At 49.1% G+C, this 13,823-nt stretch carries 16 protein-coding genes; 15 read left to right on the forward strand and 1 reads right to left on the reverse strand.

Features of this window, described 5'->3' with window-relative positions; genetic code table 11:
• The first annotated feature begins 290 nt into the window (after window positions 1-290).
• The 3 genes from EV210_RS14270 to rd all read left to right on the forward strand — a co-directional run bounded on the left by EV210_RS14270 (window position 291) and on the right by rd (window position 2,067).
• Window positions 291-1,052: a TPM domain-containing protein gene (locus EV210_RS14270; protein ID WP_132081866.1), complete on the forward strand. Its 762-nt coding sequence runs from the start codon at window positions 291-293 to the stop codon at window positions 1,050-1,052.
• Between the two features lie 88 nt (window positions 1,053-1,140).
• Window positions 1,141-1,818 carry a TerC family protein gene (locus EV210_RS14275; protein ID WP_243650558.1) on the forward strand — a complete coding sequence of 226 codons (678 nt, stop codon included), beginning with the start codon at window positions 1,141-1,143 and terminating at the stop codon, window positions 1,816-1,818.
• Between the two features lie 90 nt (window positions 1,819-1,908).
• The gene (gene rd, locus EV210_RS14280) at window positions 1,909-2,067 is read left to right on the forward strand and encodes a rubredoxin (protein ID WP_132081868.1); all 159 of its coding nucleotides are present in this window, start codon (window positions 1,909-1,911) and stop codon (window positions 2,065-2,067) included.
• Between the two features lie 124 nt (window positions 2,068-2,191).
• Here the strand turns inward: rd and EV210_RS14285 are convergent, their stop codons facing one another.
• Window positions 2,192-2,731 carry a hypothetical protein gene (locus tag EV210_RS14285; protein ID WP_132081870.1) on the reverse strand — a complete coding sequence of 180 codons (540 nt, stop codon included), beginning with the start codon at window positions 2,729-2,731 and terminating at the stop codon, window positions 2,192-2,194.
• A 154-nt stretch (window positions 2,732-2,885) separates the two neighbouring features.
• On the opposite strand from EV210_RS14285, the gene EV210_RS14290 reads away from it, so the two are divergent.
• From EV210_RS14290 to bioF, 12 genes are all read left to right on the forward strand, one after another.
• Window positions 2,886-3,911 (forward strand): alpha-hydroxy-acid oxidizing protein, encoded by a 1,026-nt coding sequence (locus EV210_RS14290; RefSeq protein ID WP_132081872.1) that lies wholly within the window; start codon window positions 2,886-2,888, stop codon window positions 3,909-3,911.
• A gap of 255 nt (window positions 3,912-4,166) precedes the next feature.
• Entirely contained in the window at window positions 4,167-5,282 is a 1,116-nt protein-coding gene (gene hisC, locus EV210_RS14295) for a histidinol-phosphate transaminase (RefSeq protein WP_132081874.1), read from the forward strand.
• 80 nt (window positions 5,283-5,362) lie between these two features.
• The gene (locus EV210_RS14300; protein WP_132081876.1) at window positions 5,363-6,370 is read left to right on the forward strand and encodes an ABC transporter substrate-binding protein; all 1,008 of its coding nucleotides are present in this window, start codon (window positions 5,363-5,365) and stop codon (window positions 6,368-6,370) included.
• 87 nt (window positions 6,371-6,457) lie between these two features.
• Window positions 6,458-7,252: an ABC transporter permease gene (locus EV210_RS14305; RefSeq protein WP_424218043.1), complete on the forward strand. Its 795-nt coding sequence runs from the start codon at window positions 6,458-6,460 to the stop codon at window positions 7,250-7,252.
• Window positions 7,252-8,037, forward strand: coding sequence for an ABC transporter ATP-binding protein (locus EV210_RS14310; protein ID WP_132081880.1), 786 nt, complete (start codon window positions 7,252-7,254; stop codon window positions 8,035-8,037). The genes EV210_RS14305 and EV210_RS14310 overlap by 1 nt, the downstream gene beginning before the upstream one ends.
• A gap of 14 nt (window positions 8,038-8,051) precedes the next feature.
• Window positions 8,052-8,549, forward strand: a complete 498-nt coding sequence (locus tag EV210_RS14315; RefSeq protein ID WP_132081882.1) for a methylated-DNA--[protein]-cysteine S-methyltransferase — start codon at window positions 8,052-8,054, stop codon at window positions 8,547-8,549.
• A gap of 74 nt (window positions 8,550-8,623) precedes the next feature.
• Entirely contained in the window at window positions 8,624-8,968 is a 345-nt protein-coding gene (locus EV210_RS14320; protein ID WP_132081884.1) for a phage holin family protein, read from the forward strand.
• Between the two features lie 189 nt (window positions 8,969-9,157).
• Window positions 9,158-9,964: a Cof-type HAD-IIB family hydrolase gene (locus EV210_RS14325; protein WP_132081886.1), complete on the forward strand. Its 807-nt coding sequence runs from the start codon at window positions 9,158-9,160 to the stop codon at window positions 9,962-9,964.
• Window positions 9,965-10,069: 105 nt separating this feature from the next.
• Window positions 10,070-11,209 carry a glycerate kinase gene (locus tag EV210_RS14330; protein ID WP_132081888.1) on the forward strand — a complete coding sequence of 380 codons (1,140 nt, stop codon included), beginning with the start codon at window positions 10,070-10,072 and terminating at the stop codon, window positions 11,207-11,209.
• 162 nt (window positions 11,210-11,371) lie between these two features.
• Entirely contained in the window at window positions 11,372-11,890 is a 519-nt protein-coding gene (locus tag EV210_RS14335) for a hypothetical protein (RefSeq protein WP_243650559.1), read from the forward strand.
• Window positions 11,874-12,623, forward strand: coding sequence for a 6-carboxyhexanoate--CoA ligase (locus EV210_RS14340; RefSeq protein ID WP_132081890.1), 750 nt, complete (start codon window positions 11,874-11,876; stop codon window positions 12,621-12,623). The genes EV210_RS14335 and EV210_RS14340 overlap by 17 nt, the downstream gene beginning before the upstream one ends.
• Before the next feature lie 24 nt (window positions 12,624-12,647).
• Entirely contained in the window at window positions 12,648-13,814 is a 1,167-nt protein-coding gene (gene bioF / locus EV210_RS14345; RefSeq protein WP_132081892.1) for an 8-amino-7-oxononanoate synthase, read from the forward strand.
• Window positions 13,815-13,823: the final 9 nt, after the last annotated feature.

Below are 13,823 nucleotides of genomic sequence, written 5' to 3' on the forward strand. Positions count from 1 at the left end.
CTAGCATCTGAACCATTCTCGACGGCCTAAGCTGGTGGCAAGGGAACGAGGGGAACGGGGGCTTACTGACAGTTGGTGGTGGCTAGCTCCCCTGCGGGGTGTGCAGACAGGCCGATGGTTAGCTTGTGCCCTATTGTCATTGCGAGGAGCGCAGCGACGCGGCAATCTCATCTTAGTTTCTTAGTATTTGAGCCTGCTTGACAGATTAGCCTGATGGTAAATTTAAAAATTCACTTCTTAAATAACAAGATCGCCCATAGACTAGGATTAAGACGAAGCGAGGGATGACCATGAAAAAATGGCTGGCCTGGTTAGTGCTGGGCATTTATCTGACCATCGCCGCAGTCGCTTGGGCCCAGCCGCAGGTCCCGCCTGCTCCTGCCAGCAGCTTGTATGTGCAGGACTATGCCGGAGTATTATCAAATGAGTCCAAGAGCCGCATAAACAGCCTGGGATCACAACTAGCGGCGAAAACAAAAGCACAGGTTGTTGTTGTTACGGTGAAGAGCCTGGAGGGTGCTGCTCCTGAAGAGTATGCCCTGGCTATTTTACGGGAATGGGGAATCGGCGATAAGACACTGAATAACGGTGTGCTGATGCTGGTTGCGGTTGGAGACCGGCAGTCCCGGATTGAAGTAGGGTATGGCCTGGAGGGTGCACTGCCTGACGCCAAGACAGGGCGAATTCAGGATGAGTACATGATTCCCTTGTTTCAGCAAGGGGATTATAATAAAGGCATAGTAAACGGCTACATGGCTTTAGCAGGCGAAGTGGCCAAAGAATACCAGCTGGAATTAAAAACCGATGCCAAACCTGTGCAGAAAAGTAAAGCTCACCAGGATCAGTCCTGGTTCGATACATTGCCCTGGTGGGGGCAGTTACTGCTGGTGGGCGGTGTATTGTCGCTTTTCGTTATGGATTGGCTCTTTTTTGGCGGTACCATTACCTATCTCCTTTTGTCATTGCTGCGTGGCCGTGGCGGCGGTGGAGGAGGTGGCGGCGGATGGGGCGGTGGTTCCGGTGGAGGCGGTGGCTCGAGCCGGAAGTGGTAGTTAACGAATGAAGCCCTAAAGAACTGCAAGGTTCGTTAGGGTCTTTTATTTTACACCAATATTGTGCCTGCAAAGGAGGGAATGAGTAGTGGATTTTGCCGGAATTGGTTCTGAATGGTTTTTGGCATTAGGCAGCATCTTATTAATTAATTTAATTTTAAGCGGTGATAATGCAGTCATTATTGCTTTGGCCAGTAAGAATCTTCCCTTAGAACAACGAAATTTTGCAGTTTTCTGGGGCAGTGCAGGAGCGGTTGTGCTCCGGATTATTCTTACTTTTGTTGCAGCGTATCTGTTAGATATTCCTTATCTGCAATTTAGCGGTGGTTTGGCTTTACTGTGGATTGCCATCAGTTTATTGAGCGATAAGGGGGCGGATCACGGGTATGGACCGGCGGCTTCTTTGAGTGAAGCGATCAAAGTCATATTGTTCGCCGACCTGGTAATGAGTTTGGACAATGTGCTGGCTCTTGCGGCGATTTCCCAGACAGTTCCCAGCGGGAAGTATGCGTTGATTAGTATTGGCCTTGCGACAAGCATACCGCTGGTTGTTGTTGGTGCGCAAATGCTGATGCGATTAATGGACCGTTTCCCGGTTATCGTGTATTTGGGAGCAGCTGTGCTGGGCTATGCAGCGGCAGAAATGATGATCAATGATAAGGCCGTTGGCCCAGTGGTTGACGGGTATGAATTCGTTATTCAGCTAGCGTTAACCATTACAGTAGTGGTAGTTGGCTATTGGCAGAAAACAAAAAGAACGAAATGATCAAAATATAAAAATGTTGGCATAACTTACCACAAATATGGTAAAATAAACGCGTAATGTCACAATTATTGATAAGAAGGAGTGTTTCTGATGGCAACTTGGGAATGCGTAGTTTGTGGCTATATTTATGATGAAGCAGCAGGCGATCCTGATAGCGGAATCGCCCCTGGCACGAAATTCGAAGATATTCCTGATGACTGGGTCTGTCCGGTCTGTGGTGTAGGCAAAGATCAATTCGAAAAAAAATAATGCACAGATAAGATGAGGAGCATCCGCAGTCCGGAGGCTCCTCATTCTTTATAAAAAAACGCCAGGCATTTGCCTGGCAATGAGAGGAGGTTAGTATTGTAGGACTTGGCAATAAGCCAAGGTGTTAGTGTTCTACTTTAGCAATATGCGGCAGCCAGCCGCGGTTTAACATCAGGTTGAGCAGGCGTAAGTTCCAGTCAAGGCCTTCGTCCAGTCGCTTGCGCAGCATCATACCTACTTCTAACTGGTAGCATTGGTGCAGGGCGGCTAGTATAGCCATTTGCGAACCTTTAGCCATGGTTCCCAGTGTGGCGGCAATTTCACTGTCAGTCAGACAGGCATCTGAAGGCAGTTCCAGCGGATGGGCATGCAATTGGCGACGCGTAAAATGGAATTTGGGAACTTCTGCTTTGCCTTTATGCAGGGCTTCCTCACAGTTTTCAACAGTGGTGCGCACTTGCTCTTCAATACATTGTTCCACTAATGTGCGCAGCTCAGGATCTTTAGCCTGATTATATAAAGCTTCTAATACACTTAGATTGAAACGGCCCTGGGAGACGATACCATAGAGGGCTCCTGCCTCCAGATAGCTGACGCTTTCTTTGTCGAAAATCATTTGAGTAGCCATTCGGGTGGCTCCATTAATTTTATCCATCATTGTCATGACCGGTGACCTCCTGTATTGAAACTTAGCTCATTTTTACAATGACTCATTGCTGTTAGGATAAACAGAATGAAAGCAGATCATGCACAGGAGCAGGAATTATTTTCACAAAAAGAGAAAGGGTAAAAAACATAGCATGAGGGAGGCGTAAATTATGGACTGGATGACCGTAAAACAGCAGGCCAGAGAAAAATTCCGGGGTTCCTGTCGTGTATGCCCAGTGTGCAACGGTATTGTTTGTGCCGGTGAGATTCCCGGCATGGGTGGACTTGGGACGGCTGCTTCATTTCGCAATAATCTGGAGGCACTTGCAAGCTATAAGCTGAATATGCGTACCGTTCATGATGTAACGTCGCCTAAGTTATCCCGGCTTCTCTTTGGCAAGGAAGTGGCTGTACCGGTAATTGCCGCGGCAATTGGCGGAATCGGACTGAATATGAATGGTGCGATGACTGAGCAGGAATATTGCCGGGCTGTTGTTACTGGCTGTCAGCAAGCCGGTGTGGTGGCAATGACGGGGGACGGCCCTAAGCCGGAAGTGTTTGATTCCGGCATACAGGCATTGACGGAGCAGCCTGGCTGGGCAATTCCCGTTATTAAACCCCGCAGTACGGAAAAAATTATTGAGCTGGCCGGGCAGGCTGCAGCAGCAGGTGCACTGGCCTTCGGAGTCGACATAGATGCGGCAGCGTTACTAAACATGACAAATGCAGGTCAGCCGGTTGGCCCGAAAACTCAGCAAGAGTTGGAATCCATTAAACGGCATACGACGATTCCGTTTATTGTCAAAGGGATTATGACGCCTGATGATGCGGAGTGCTGTGCTGCGGCCGGAGTGGATGCTATTGTTGTAACGAATCATGGCGGCCGGGCGCTTGACCACACACCAGGTACTGCTGAGGTGCTGCCGGTGATCAGTGAAGCGGTAAAAGGAAAAATGACGATTCTGGTAGATGGCGGTATCCGCAGCGGGACAGATATCCTGAAAATGCTGGCCCTCGGAGCTGATGGCGTATTAATCGGAAGGCCGCTGGCAATCGGTGCGGTGGGCGGCGGCGCTGCGGGCGTAGCAATGGTCATTAACAAGCTGGCTGCTGAATTACGGACAGCGATGGTGCTGACAGGGGTGGGGGATGTAACCACCATCCCCCCTTCTATACTCTGGGGCGGCCGCCGATAAAGGCTCATCTGCGTTGTTGCGGTCCTTGCCGGAATCCTCACCGTACGCCCCTGTACGCCTCCGGTTCCGGCAAGGACCACGCCTAGCATCTGAACCTTTCTCGACGGCCTGAGCTGTCGGCAAGGGAGCTGGGAACGAGGGGAACGAGCTTATGGCGGTTGGTGGTGGTGGGCTCCCCTGCGGGGTGCACAGGGGATAGGCTGCGTTGCTTCACTTGCAGTTAGATTATTTTATAGAAAATAGGAGAGGTACACATTGAACAAACATTCCATTCAGCCCCGTGAGGCCGTTCGGGCTTTGCGGGGTTTTACACCTGATTTGTCGGACCGTACGATTCCTGAGTTGAGGCGGTTGCTGGGCCGTGAGGATATTATTAAGCTTTCTTTCAATGAGAGCCCTTATGGACCGTCGCCGCGGGTAATAACAGCCTTGGGCGAGGCAGCAGCACAGGCGCATCTGTATCATGATCCGGAAGGCAAAGAATTGCGGGAAGCTCTTGCCAGCCATTTTGGCGTAACAGCGGAGGGGGTATTTCTAGCTAATGGTGCCGATGAAATTATTACCCTGGTTGGCCAGGCATTTCTATCGCCTGGGGATGAAGTAATTGTTGCTGATCCCACTTTTGGACAATATGCTTTTGCAGCGAAACTGATGGGGGCACAACCGGTAGTAGTGCCGGTTCGGCAGGATTTATCCACAGACCTGGAGGCTATGGCTGCTGCAATTACTGCTTCAACAAAACTGGTTGTGTTATGCAATCCCAATAATCCAACAGGCTTGATCGTGAAAGGTAGTGAACTGGCAGACTTTCTTGCCCGGGTACCTGCCGAGGTGCTTGTTTTGCTTGATGAAGCGTATGCCGAATACGTCGATGCTCCGGAATTTGTGTCAGGTGTTGAATTAGTGGACAAGTATCCAAATATTATTGCAGTCCGGACGTTTTCTAAAATTTATGGGTTAGCCGGCCTGCGTCTGGGATATGGAATTGCTCATCCTCAGGTAACAGGGATGATTGATCGTGTCCGGTCACCTTTTAATGTGAATGCCCTTGCCCAGACGGCGGCTTTGGCTGCAGTGGCAGATATGCCGTACTGCGCCCGGACAGCTGCTTTCAATGGCGCTGAACGCAAGCGCGTAACAGAAGCCCTGATACGGCTGGGGTATACGGTGTATCCGTCGCAGACCAATTTTGTGTTTGCTGATACGGGAGAAGACAGTGAAAATGTATGCCGGGCGTTGGCAAATGAAGGTATAATTATACGTAGCGGCTCTAACTGGTCAATGCCCACATTTGTCCGTATAACCTTGGGGAATTCCTTGCAAAATGATAAGCTTATTGCCGTTATAGAAAAATACAAGCAGCAAAAATGAGAAAGTTTACCGGAGTTAGCAGGGGAATATACAATTAATGCGAATAATAATACTTAAAAAATAGTGATGGAGGGTTATTCATGCTAAGAAAAGCAGCAGCATTTTTATTAATTTTTATGCTAGCCGTTACGGTTGGCTGCGGTTCCGGTCAACAGGCGGCCCCTGCCGATCAGGGAAAGGGCAAAAAAACAATTGTAGTAGCATTGCCGACCTTTACTGGCTATGGCCCATTGCTGGTAGCTAAAGAAAAAGGCTTATTTGAAAAGAACGGTTTAGATGTTCAACTGCAGATTATTGATGGTTTAGGTGAAAGAAAGCAGGCTATACTGGCCAACAAAATTCAGGCGATGGCTACGGCCCTGGATGTAGCGGTATCGCTGGAAGGCGATGGCGTAGCGACAAAAATCGTTTGGGCTTTTGACAGTTCCAATGGAGCAGATGGCATCATCGTTAAAAATGGCAAGGGGATCAATACTGTAGCTGATTTAAAAGGCAAGGAGATTGCTTTGCCTGAAGCTGCTACCAGCCACTTTTTCGCGCTTTCTGTACTGGACAAGGCTGGTTTGAGTGATAAAGATGTGAAGATTGTCAATATGACCGCCGGTGAAGCCGGAGCTGCTTTTGTTGCCGGTAAGGTTGATGCTGCGGTAACCTGGGAACCTTGGCTGTCCAAAGGAGCCAATGCGGAAGGAAAAATTCTGGTAAGTACGAAAGATACTCCCGGCCTGATTGCCGATATTGTCGCATTTCGCGCTGACTACGTAAAGTCGAATCCTGCTGAGGTGCAGGCTTTTGTTAATGCCTTGAAAGAAGCAACTGATTTTATGGCTGCTAATAAGGACGAAGCCTATAAAATTATTGCTGCTGGCTTCAAAATGAAACCGGAAGAAATTAAAGGCGATATGGAAACATTAACGTTCTATGATTTAAATGGCAACAAAGCATTCTTTGGTGCTGCCGATAAGCCGGGACAAATTTATGATGTTGCTAAAAAAGCAGGTCAATTCTATTTTGATAAAAAGAAAATAGCTAAGCTGCCTAATACGGTAGAGATGATTGACGGCAGCTTCCTGTCCAAAGTAAAATAACAGTAATGTTAGGCAGAAGAGGCTTTATGCCCAGGCCCGCACTTGCGGGCCGTTTTATTTAGAAAGCGTAAGTAGGTGGTGTTCTTGTTGAAGTATTTAGTTCCGAAAGCGGATATTCCTGACAGGCTGTATATTACCTTAACGGCATTGTCCTTTGCCCTGCTGCTCGCAATATGGTCAGGGCTTACGTACAGCGGCTTTGTCCCCATGCTTTTTCTGCCGGCTCCGGATCAGATTGTTACCAGCGCAATTACATTATTCGCTGAGTTTAATCTAATTGATGATATTCTGGCCAGTGTTGGCCGGGTGACGGCTGGTTTTGTCCTGGCCGCTGTTATTGGCGTTCCCCTGGGAGTTTTGATGGGCAGCCTGAAGGTCTGTGAGGCCTTTGCGGAACCTTTGCTGGGCTTTTTGCGGTATATGCCGGCCTCGGCCTTTATTCCGCTGTTTATATTGTGGCTGGGTATTGGTGAGAGTGAAAAAGTAGCAGTTATCTTTTTTGGTACATTCTTTCAGCTGACGCTGATGATCATGGATGTTACGAAGAATGTCTCCCAGGCGCTGATTGATACGGCCTATACCTTAGGCGTATCCCGCAGTGCCGTTTTCTGGCGGATCATCCTGCCGGCCAGCATGCCGGGGATTGTGGATACGCTGCGGATTACGTTTGGCTGGGCCTGGACCTATTTGGTTGTGGCTGAAATCGTAGCGGCCAGCTCGGGGCTTGGTCATATGATTATGCAGTCGCAGCGTTTTTTAAAAACGTCGCATATTATTGTCGGAATTATCATTATCGGGGTTATCGGTATTTTAATTGACGTGTTTTTTAAGAGCTTGTATAAGAAACTCTTTCCCTGGATGGGTAAGGGAGGGAGTTTATAATGGCGGATAAATTGATCATTGATAATGTTTCCAAGATTTTCAGCGATAAAGGTCAACAGGTAACAGCTTTGCAGAATACCAGTTTTACGGTATCGCAAAATGAATTTATTACGATTTTGGGGCCATCAGGCTGCGGAAAATCGACGATCCTGAAGATCATTGCCGGTCTGGAGGAGCCATCAAGCGGCAAAGTATTACTGGATGGACGTGAAATAAAAGGACCAGGCAGTGACCGGGGCATGGTATTTCAATCGTATACGCTGTTTCCCTGGCTGACGGTGCAGCAAAATATTGAATTCGGGCTGGACGTAGCCGGAAAAACAAAAGCAGAGCGCCAGGATATTGCCTGTCACTATCTGGAGAAAATCGGCTTAACCGGTTTTGAAAAGGCGTATCCCAGCAATTTGTCAGGAGGAATGAAGCAGCGGGTAGCAATTGCCCGTGCCTTGGCTAATGATCCACAGGTGCTGCTCATGGATGAGCCTTTTGGAGCATTGGACGCTCAGACCAGGACGGTTATGCAGGAACTGCTGCTCACCGTATGGGAAGAGTCTCATAAAACTATTTTGTTTGTTACTCATGATGTGGATGAAGCCATCTTTATGGGTGATACCATCTATGTAATGACGGCGCGCCCCGGTAAGATAAAAGCCCGGCTGGAAGTGCCGCTGCTGCGCTCGCGAACCTATGATATGAAGCTGGCGGATGGCTTTGTGAATCTCAAAAAACAGGCCCTGGAACTGATTCGGGAAGAAAGCTGGAAAACCGCTAACAGTAATATGTAAGGAGGGCGGCAAAAATGGGCAAGCTATATACGGTGATGGAAACTCCCTGGGGGTATTCGGTGGCTGTCTGGTCGGACGCAGGCTTGTGGGAAATCGGCTTTCCCAAAAATGATGTGGAAACAGCACTGGCTGATATTCAAACAAGCAATATCACAGAGACTACAGACCATCCTCTGGCAGGGCCATTAGTGCAGCAAATGAAAAGCTACCTTAAGGGCTTTCCGATTATTTTTGACATACCGATTGACTGGAGCGGCTACACACCTTTTCAGGCGGCTGTACTACGCTATACCAATGAAATTGGTTATGGGAAAGTGGAAACGTATGGTGAAGTTGCCCGCAATATCCAGCGCCCAAAGGCTTCCCGGGCTGTGGGCGGAGCACTGCACATTAATCGAACGCCGATTGTGGTGCCTTGCCATCGCGTAATCGGTTCAAATGGCAGCCTAACCGGCTTTGGCGGCGGACTTGATATGAAAGCGGCTTTACTGCTGCTGGAGAAAAACCAATAAACGGAGTATGCATTTCTAAATTTTTCCCTTATAATTAGGATGTAATATATGATATGGCTTAAGGGGGAACGGCCGTGTGCGGTTTTTTACTGAGAATTATCATTAATGCGGTAATCTTGTTTGTAGCCGTGGTTGAATTGCCAGGTATTTTTGTCGATACATTAGGCAGTACACTGCTGGGAGCGGCAATTATCGGCATTGCCAATGCCGCTATTCGTCCATTAATGGAATTGACATCAGTGCCGCTGAACATGACAACACTTAGTGGCTTAACCTTTTTCACCAATATTTTGACTCCCTTTATGGTGGTAAAAACATTACCGGGATTTCAGATTTCCAGTGTCCTTGCTCCCTTTGCAGCCATCGTATTAGTGACGGTTTGCAGCTGTACGCTGACTAAAATAATTCAGGACCGGTAACATAAAGGAGAGGACTTGGTGAAAACCAAGTCCCTTTTTGTTCTTCGTTCTTTCGGCCTTTATGATCCTTTCGGAAATAGCCGGTCCGTAGGATACGAAAAAAAAGAAACGGATTCTATCTTGGCTTGTGAACCTGTTTGTTTTTATGATGGAAACTAGCATAAATAATACTTTCTGGAGGATGATGAAATGGATATTAAATTAGTCGCCCTTGACCTTGACGATACACTTTTGGATAAAAGCCTGGCTGTATCCCCCCGGACACGTGAGGCTATTGCCCAGGCAATAGCGAAAGGGGTCACCGTGACGGTGGCCACTGGCCGGATGTACAGCTCTGCTTTAATTTATGCGAAACAATTGGAATTGGATGTGCCGCTGATTACGTATAACGGTGGGTTAATCCGCCGGGTTCAATCCGGGGAGACCTTGTACCACATGCCGGTGGATGAGCAGGTGGCAAGAGATGTTTTGTCCCTGTTCCATAAGAATGGCTGGTACATTCAGTCGTACGTAGATGATATCCTATATGTGGCAGAGCATAATGAGACTTCCCGCTACTACGAAAGAATGACCGGCATTAAAGCAGTTGCACTGGGTGAGGCCTTTTATACGATGGCCGGAGCACCGACAAAAATGCTGGCGCTTACCAGTGAAGTACAGCTGGGGGAAATTGAAAAGCAGGTGCGGTTAACTTTTGGTGATCATCTTTATATTGCCAAATCGAAACCAACCTATTTGGAAATGACGCACCCGCAGGTGAATAAGGGACATGCTTTGGCTTTCCTGGCAGAAAAACTCGGCATTACCCGTCAGCAGGTGATGGCTGTCGGCGACTCACAAAATGATCTGGATATGATTGAATATGCCGGCTGGGGTGTTGCTATGGGCAATGCGGCTGCCAATGTAAAAGCTGCTGCCCAAGCGGTAACCGGCCATCATGATGCCGAAGGGGTAGCGGAAGCGATCGAACAATATGTGCTGAAAAATAATGGGTAAACAGTAATAATCGCTGCGCTTACCATCATAGTCATGTAATGCTTGGGTTGCCGATCGGTTTTTTAGACAACCGGAACTTCGCGGCAGCTGTGAAGGAGGGAAAGCATGCGTATTATTATTGCACCTGACTCCTATAAAGGAAGTGTGTCGGCTCTAGGCGTGGCAGAGGCGATGGAGCGGGGCGTTCTTCACATTTTTCCTGACGCTGAAATCATAAAGATCCCAATTGCCGATGGCGGTGAAGGAACCGTTGATGCTTTGGTCACTGCTACAGGCGGACAAAAGCTGTATCAGGCAGTACGAGGTCCGCTCGGGGACACGATTGAAGCCTATTGGGGCGTACTGGGGGATGGAGAGACAGCGATTATTGAAATGGCTGCTGCTTCCGGGCTGCCGCTTATCCCCAAAGAGCGGCGGGATCCTCGTGTTGCCAGTACCTATGGTACCGGAGAATTAATGAAGGCTGCTTTGGACAAAGGCTTGCGCAAAATGATTATCGGAATTGGCGGCAGTGCCACTAATGATGGCGGCGCCGGTATGGCTCAGGCGCTTGGTGCCCGCCTGCTGGACAGTCAGGGACAGGAGTTGCAGCCGGGGGGTGCTGCGCTTATTCAATTGGCAGCAATTGATTTGGCCGGGCTGGATCCTCGTCTGGCTGATACCTCTATCATGGTGGCGTGTGATGTTGACAATCCGTTGTGCGGCTTGCGGGGGGCGTCGGCGGTATACGGACCTCAAAAGGGCGCAACTCCTAAGATGGTATCACAGCTGGATGAGGCCTTAGCTAATTTCGCCTGTATAGCTAAGCAAGTTACCGGCAAGGATGTAGCTGACTGCTCCGGTGCGGGTGCTGCCGGTGGACTGGGTGCCGGTCTGTTGTTCTTCACCAATGCCAGGCTGCGTCCTGGAGTGGAAATTGTGTTGGAAGCAACCGGCTTTACTGAACTTGCTGAGAAAGCGAATCTGATTATTACTGGTGAAGGACGAACGGATTTTCAAACTGCCTTTGGCAAAGCTCCGGTGGGGGTAGCGAAGACTGCTAAACAGTACGGTGTGCCTGTTGTTTGCTTATCAGGTGGTCTGGGGGAAGGGGCAGATGCGGTACTCAATCAGGGAATTGATGCAGTTATGTCTGTTATCCCTCAGCCGATGGTACTGGAAGAGTGTGTTAAGCAGGGAGCGGAGTTGATTGAGTCTGCTGCCATTCGTCTGTGCCGTCTGCTTCAGGTGGGTAGGCGAATTTAATATTTACAACAGCTAAATTATGGGTTATAGTGAGATTGTTAACTTTTATTAAAATGAAAGTTAACAATCTTTCTTTTATATTTAGTAAGGTTAGTTAGCTATAAGGTGATGGTTAACTTGATTTTAAAGTGTGGTTAACGAAATGTGGAGGATGTGTCAGGAGTGTGGAATAACAAATGTGGGGAAACGATCAATATTCGTAATTTGACGGAAATAGCACTGTTGATCGCGCTTATTACAATTACTGGTACAGTAAAGCTGCCGGGTCTGGTACCGGGAACTGAGTTTCAACTGTCAGCCCCGCTGGCAGTGGCTATTTGTGCTATTTTCGGCTTTAAGCGTTACATTACTGCCGGAGTTTTAGCCAGTGTTATCAGCTTAACCCTGGGAACCAGCAATCTGTTGAATGTATTTATTGCTATGGTTTTCCGGCTCACCGTAGGTGGCTTGCTAACTGCTTTTGGTACCTCCTGGCCGGTAGTTTCACTTGCCGGGCCGGTAGGATCAGCAGTCGCCCGTCTGGCGCTTGGCGGGTTATTAGGGAAAGCGGTAATCCCGCTGGTGATTGCCGCTATTCCAGGTATGATTTATACGGCAATAGCCGCCTGGCCGCTTACGTTACTGCTGGGCAGGGTAAAAAGGCAGACAGAAAAGGTGATGAATCATGCTATACAGCGTTAGAATGCGTTCAGCCAAAGGTGGGGCTCATGAGATGGGAGGACGCCATATTTCCGGGGCTGAACGCCTGGTAGAAAAAGAAAGGATTCAGCAAATTGCCGGGGAAATGGTTGCCCGTGCGTTGGGGCATTCCAGAGGATGTGCTGATTTTATTACCGTAACCATTGATGCAGTCAACCCTGAACAAGTGTGCCGTGTACCACTGCTTCCAGTAACAACAGTTGATGTTCCGGATGCTGAAGCAGGGCGAAGGGCCGCCATGACTATTTTGCTGCAAAGTGGTGTCAGCGAGCGGGCTGTGTGTTCGGCAATGGCGTTATTACTGTCACTGCCGGACAGTATGCACGGCGCAATGCTGGTATGCCGTAATACGGGCAAGAGACTGGATGAAGCCGGGCAGGCGGGTATCAGAGTATCTCGGATGGATATTGCCGATGACCAGCATTACCGGCAGGGCTTGCTAGCCCAGGGGTTGACAAACATACATGTCCGGGAGGCATTGGTATTGGCCTCCAAGGTTGCTGCTGCGCCTGGTATTGTGGCAGAGGTATGCTGGTCTGATGATCCTGAGTATACGGCTGGCTATGTGGCTTCTGCCGCAGGGTATTGCCGGATCACCCAGCTGAAGGAGTATGGCAGCCCGGTTGGCGGCAGGGTGTTTTTTCTGCGGCCCGGTACTGACCTGGCAGCACTGATTGACTATCTGGGCCAACAGCCGGTACTTGTAACAAACTAAGTAATTGATGAGGCAGGGGAGGCAATGGATATTTTACAGCATGCATTGGAGCAGACAGAACGAGAAAACTTACTCCGCAGGTTAGTTGACTATATACCTCGCGATGCTGTTCATGCCGATAGTGAAGGCAGGCAATACCTGATGATGGCTGCTAATAACTACTTGGGGCTTACGCATCACCCCAGAGTCCGGCAGGCCGCAGCCTCTGCCAGCCTGACTTATGGAACGGGCTCAGGCGGATCACGGCTGACAACAGGCAATCACTTGCTTTACCGCCAGTTGGAGACTACGCTGGCGGCATTCAAGAGAACAGAAGCCGCCTTACTGTTTAATACCGGTTATATGGCCAATGTTGGGATTATTAGTTCGCTGGTAGGGAAGGGAGATGTTATCTTTAGCGATGAGCTGAACCATGCCAGTATCATTGATGGCTGCCGGCTTTCCCGAGGGAGAACGGTGGTCTACGGCCACAACAACATGAACCAATTGGCAGAGTTGCTGACCAACACAGCCTGCAGCGGACGGCGGCTTATTGTTACGGATGGAGTTTTTAGCATGGATGGAGATATAGCCCGTTTGGATGATATTGTCCGATTGGCTCATAAGGCTGACGCACTGGTCATGGTTGATGATGCTCATGCCACCGGAGTAATTGGTCCTGGCGGCCGGGGAACGGCTGCCAGCTTTGGGCTTGAAGGCCAGGTCCATATTTCTATGGGTACTCTTAGTAAATCGCTTGGCTCTGAAGGCGGTTATGCTGCTGGTTCTCAAGTATTAATTGACTACTTAATTAATAAAGCGCGCAGTTTTATTTTTTCTACCGCACTAGCTCCGGCTACGATCGCGGCTGGCCTCGCAGCGCTGAATATATTGTCGGAGCAGCCGGAGCTAGTAGATCAACTGATGGCCAACGCAGCGTTCCTGCGCAAGGAATTAAACCAAGCCGGATTTGATACTTGTGGCAGTACTACTGCAATCCTGCCTGTGATGGTAGGCGATGCAGCCTTAGCGGTAGAATTTGCCTATCTGCTGAGAAAAGAAGGGATTATCGTTTCCGCTATCCGTCCGCCAACCGTACCGGCTGGAGCCAGCCGTCTGCGCGTAACGGTTTCGGCTGCTCATAGCCAGGCAGAACTAACAAAAGTAAGTCAGGCAATTTGCACGATAGGACGCCAGCTGGGCGTAATTTAGGGAGGAAGT

It is taken from the genome of Anaerospora hongkongensis (genome assembly GCF_004339805.1).
Taxonomy (GTDB): Bacteria; Bacillota; Negativicutes; order Sporomusales; family DSM-15969; genus Anaerospora; species Anaerospora hongkongensis.

Excerpts from the sequence above, each read along its gene's own strand:
- EV210_RS14285 (WP_132081870.1), bottom strand. The coding sequence starts at position 2,731 with ATGACAATGATGGATAAAATTAATGGAGCCACCCGAATGGCTACTCAA.
- EV210_RS14310 (WP_132081880.1), top strand. The coding sequence starts at position 7,252 with ATGGCGGATAAATTGATCATTGATAATGTTTCCAAGATTTTCAGCGAT.
- EV210_RS14330 (WP_132081888.1), top strand. The coding sequence starts at position 10,070 with ATGCGTATTATTATTGCACCTGACTCCTATAAAGGAAGTGTGTCGGCT.
- bioF (WP_132081892.1), top strand. The coding sequence starts at position 12,648 with ATGGATATTTTACAGCATGCATTGGAGCAGACAGAACGAGAAAACTTA.
- EV210_RS14325 (WP_132081886.1), top strand. The coding sequence starts at position 9,158 with ATGGATATTAAATTAGTCGCCCTTGACCTTGACGATACACTTTTGGAT.
- rd (WP_132081868.1), top strand. The coding sequence starts at position 1,909 with ATGGCAACTTGGGAATGCGTAGTTTGTGGCTATATTTATGATGAAGCA.
- EV210_RS14290 (WP_132081872.1), top strand. The coding sequence starts at position 2,886 with ATGGACTGGATGACCGTAAAACAGCAGGCCAGAGAAAAATTCCGGGGT.
- EV210_RS14340 (WP_132081890.1), top strand. The coding sequence starts at position 11,874 with ATGCTATACAGCGTTAGAATGCGTTCAGCCAAAGGTGGGGCTCATGAG.
- EV210_RS14300 (WP_132081876.1), top strand. The coding sequence starts at position 5,363 with ATGCTAAGAAAAGCAGCAGCATTTTTATTAATTTTTATGCTAGCCGTT.
- EV210_RS14270 (WP_132081866.1), top strand. The coding sequence starts at position 291 with ATGAAAAAATGGCTGGCCTGGTTAGTGCTGGGCATTTATCTGACCATC.
- EV210_RS14315 (WP_132081882.1), top strand. The coding sequence starts at position 8,052 with ATGGGCAAGCTATATACGGTGATGGAAACTCCCTGGGGGTATTCGGTG.